A 2,900-nucleotide genomic window follows, 5' to 3' on the forward strand; every position below is an offset into this window, starting at 1 on the left:
CCCCGCCCGTGCCGCAGCCGCGCCGGCCGGCCGTACCGGTGGGGGTGCCGGTGCCGCTGTCGGGCGGGCTGCCGACCGGTGTGCGGGCCGCGGTGGACCCGCTGCGGGGTGATCAGTTCAGACCCGCCGCCCCACCACCGGACGGCATCACCCTGCTCGCCCGGCTCCGCCGCGCCCACCCCGGGCTGCGCGCCGTCGTCCTGGCCACCGCCGACGATCCGCACCGCGCCGCCCGCGCCCTGCACGCGGGTGCCACCGGCTGGGTGGCCAAGGAGAGTTCGCTGGCCCGGTTGCTGGCGGTGGTCCGGGGCGTGCTGCGGGACGAGACGCACCTGCCGCCCGCGCTGCTCACCGGGGTGATCCGCGAGCTCACCACCGCCCGGCGGGACCGCACCGAGAGCGAACGGCTGGTGGACACCCTGACGCCGCGGGAGAAGCAGATCCTGCGCTGTATGGTCGCGGGTCTCGGCCGGCAGGCCGTCGCGGAGCGGCTCTACCTGTCGCCGCACACCGTCCGGACGCACATGCAGAACGTGCTGGGAAAGCTCGGGGTGCACTCCACGCTGGCGGCCGTCGCGGTCGCCCGCCGGGCCGGGGTCAGCCCGGCCGAGCCGGCCGCACCCCCGCCGCCCTCGGTGGTCGGCACCGTCGAGCGGCCCTGAGGCGCCGTCGAACGACGCTGAGGCACTGCCGAACGGCCCTGAGGCACCGTCGAACGGTCCTGGGCCCTGAACCGGACCCCGAGCCCGGAGCCGTCAGCCCGGGATGTTGTCGAACGGGGCGACCAGCTGTCGCAGCAGTGCGGCGAGTTCGGTCTGCTGGCCGGAGGTGAGCTGGGCGAGCAGTTCGCGTTCGTGCGAGAGCAGTCCGGCGAGCGCCTGGTCGGCGCGGTCGCGGCCGTCATCGGTGAGCCTGACCAGCACGCCGCGACGGTCGTCCGGGTCGGGCAGGCGCTTGACCAGGCCCTTGCCGGTGAGGCGGTCGATCCGGTTGGTCATGGTGCCGGAGGTGACCAGGGTCTGGGTGAGCAGCTGGCCGGGGGAGAGCTGGTACGGGGCGCCGGCCCGCCGCAGGGCGGTCAGGACGTCGAACTCCCAGGGCTCCAGGCCGTGCTCGGCGAAGGCGGTGCGGCGCGCGCGGTCCAGGTGCCGGGCGAGCCGGCTGACCCGGCTGAGCACCTCCAGCGGCTCCACGTCGAGGTCGGGGCGCTCCCGGCGCCACGCTGCGACCAGCCTGTCGACCTCGTCCTCCATGACGATCAGTGTATCGGTGGATGTGTCGATGTGAAGTCTCTTGACATCGAGAAATGTGCCAGCAAGGCTAACGCTGGATATCTTGATATCGAGATACCTGTGAGGTGAACCATGACCACCCCCGTCTGGGACCCGGAGCAGTACCTGCGCTTCGCCGACGAACGCAACCGCCCGCTGCGCGAACTGCTCGCCCGCGTCCCCTCTCTCCCACACCCCGGTGCCGAGGTGATCCTGGACATCGGCTGCGGCCCGGGCAACTCCACCGCCGCGCTGCGCGAGCGCTGGCCGGGTGCCCGCCTCACCGGCGTCGACAACTCCGCCCCGATGCTGGCCACCGCCCGTACCGAGGGCGAGCCCACGGCCGAGTACCTGCTCGCCGACGCCCGCGAGTACGACCCGGCCCCGGCCGGGCCCGACCTGATCGTCTCCAACGCCACCCTCCAGTGGGTGGACGGGCACCTGGCGCTGCTGCCGCGCTGGGCGGGGGCCCTCGAACCGGGCGGGGTGCTCGCCTTCCAGGTGCCCGGCAACTTCGACGCCCCCAGCCACACCCTGCTCGCCGACCTGCGCCGCAGCGCCCGCTGGCGGGACCTGCTCGGCGAGGAGGCCGTCCGGGCCGGCGTCCACCCGCCCGAGCGCTACCTCGACGCCCTGGTCGCCGCCGACTGCCTGCCGGACGTCTGGGAGACCACCTACCGCACCCTGCTGCCGGGGCCGGACCCGGTCCTGGAGTGGGTCAAGGGCACCGCGCTGCGCCCGGTCCTCACCCGGCTCGCCGACCCGGCCGACCGGGCCGCCTTCCTGGCGGAGTACGGGCGGCTGCTGCGCGAGGCCTACCCGGCCGGGCCGCACGGGACGGTCTTCCCGTTCCGGCGGATCTTCGCCGTGGGGACCAGGCGGCCGCGGGGGTGAGGCGGCCGCAGGGGTGAGGCGGCCGCAGGGGTGAGGCCGGGGGGCGGGCCGGTGCGGGCCGGCCGGTCAGCCCTTGCGCTCGCCGACCAGCCTCGGGTGCCGCTCCAGGCCCTCCAGCCCGTGCCAGGCGAGGTTCACCAGGTGCGCCGCCACCGTCGCCTTGTCCGGCTTGCGGACCTCCAGCCACCACTGCCCGGTCAGCGCGACCATCCCGACCAGCATCTGCGAGTACATCGGGGCCAGCCGGGCGTCGAAGCCGCGGGACTTGAACTCCAGGCCCAGGATGTCCTCGACCTGGGTGGCGATGTCGCTGATCAGCGAGGCGAAGGTGCCGGTCGACTGGGCCACCGGGGAGTCCCGGACCAGGATCCGGAAGCCGTCCGTCGAGGTGTCGATGTAGTCCATCAGCGCGAAGGCGGCCTGCTCCAGCAGCTCGCGCGAGTGCCCGCCGGTCAGCGCCCCGGTCACCATGTCCAGCAGCAGCTGCATCTCGCGGTCGACGACCACCGCGTACAGCCCCTCCTTGCCGCCGAAGTGCTCGTACACCACGGGCTTCGACACCCCGGCGCGCTCGGCGATCTCCTCCACCGAGGTGCCGTCGTAGCCGCGCTCCGCGAAGACCGTCCGGCCGATCTCCAGCAGCTGCTCGCGCCGCTGCTTGCCGGTCATCCGGACCCGGCCGCCCCGGCGGCGGGCCGCCGGGGCCGGGCCGCCGCCGGCGCCCCGGTCCGGACC

General features: G+C 74.6%; 4 protein-coding genes. 2 read left to right on the forward strand and 2 right to left on the reverse strand.

Going from position 1 to position 2,900, the window contains the following annotated elements:
* A partial coding sequence (locus ACFU6K_RS35615) for a LuxR C-terminal-related transcriptional regulator (RefSeq protein WP_380670267.1) occupies positions 1-662 on the forward strand: 662 nt, incomplete at its 5' end.
* Positions 663-755: 93 nt separating this feature from the next.
* Here ACFU6K_RS35615 and ACFU6K_RS35620 read toward each other — a convergent pair.
* On the reverse strand, positions 756-1,253 hold the full coding sequence (locus tag ACFU6K_RS35620) for a MarR family winged helix-turn-helix transcriptional regulator (protein ID WP_380670269.1): 498 nt from the start codon (positions 1,251-1,253) through the stop codon (positions 756-758).
* Positions 1,254-1,364: 111 nt separating this feature from the next.
* On the opposite strand from ACFU6K_RS35620, the gene ACFU6K_RS35625 reads away from it, so the two are divergent.
* Entirely contained in the window at positions 1,365-2,165 is an 801-nt protein-coding gene (locus tag ACFU6K_RS35625) for a methyltransferase domain-containing protein (protein WP_380670271.1), read from the forward strand.
* 66 nt (positions 2,166-2,231) lie between these two features.
* On the opposite strand, the gene ACFU6K_RS35630 is transcribed toward ACFU6K_RS35625, so the two are convergent.
* Positions 2,232-2,834 carry a TetR/AcrR family transcriptional regulator gene (locus ACFU6K_RS35630; protein ID WP_063780418.1) on the reverse strand — a complete coding sequence of 201 codons (603 nt, stop codon included), beginning with the start codon at positions 2,832-2,834 and terminating at the stop codon, positions 2,232-2,234.
* Between the last annotated feature and the right edge of the window lie 66 nt (positions 2,835-2,900).

Origin of the sequence: Kitasatospora sp. NPDC057512 (genome assembly GCF_042802135.1) — a bacterium.
In the GTDB taxonomy this organism is placed as follows: Bacteria; Actinomycetota; Actinomycetes; order Streptomycetales; family Streptomycetaceae; genus Kitasatospora.